This window comes from Polaromonas sp. P1_G4, assembly GCF_056405475.1.
This window is the reverse complement of record NZ_JBFUCA010001020.1, coordinates 1-660: the sequence shown is the minus strand read 5'-3', so window position 1 is coordinate 660 and position 660 is coordinate 1. Positions and strand designations below refer to the sequence as shown.

Annotated in this window: 1 protein-coding gene; it reads left to right on the top strand. The window is 61.6% G+C overall.

From position 1 onward, the window contains the following. A partial coding sequence (locus AC1D1X_RS25130; RefSeq protein ID WP_477699610.1) for a 2OG-Fe dioxygenase family protein occupies positions 1-351 on the top strand: 351 nt, incomplete at its 5' end. Positions 352-660 lie beyond the last annotated feature (309 nt).

Below are 660 nucleotides of genomic sequence, written 5' to 3'. Positions count from 1 at the left end.
GTGCAACCCGCCGGGCGCTGGCATATTGAAGCGCACCAGTTCCGCATCGACACCGCGGGCGGGGTAGGCCGGCCCACGCCTGAAGGCGCACATCGCGACGGTGTGGACTTCGTGGTGGTGATGATGGTGGCGCGGCACGGCGTCAAAGGCGGCGAAACCCGGGTGTTCGATGCCAACGGCCCGCATGGTGTGCGCTTTGTGATGCAGGAGCCCCTGACGGCGCTTCTGCTGGACGATGCCCGGGTAATTCACGAGACCACGCCCATCCTGCCGGCAGACGATCGGGCCGGCAGTAGTTTTCGGGATACGCTGGTGCTCACTTACCGGGCAGCGGGCTTTCAGGCCCCCTGATATCCGGCTGGCGCGGCAGCCGTAAATACCGGCACACCTCTGCACCGCTGCGGYAACACCCGTTTTCCGGTGTTGCGAAAAACACCGGAAAACCCGCTTGACGGATTTAGTTTAAACCTAAACAATTAAGGTCAAATTAATCCAGAGAGTACGCATTCATGCACATTCTTTGCCTGGGCGGCGGTCCCGCAGGCTTGTATTTCGCCCTGCTGATGAAGCTGCAAAATCCGGCGCATCAGGTGACGGTGGTCGAGCGCAACCGGCCTTTTGACACCTTCGGCTGGGGCGTGGTGCTGTCGGACCAGACGC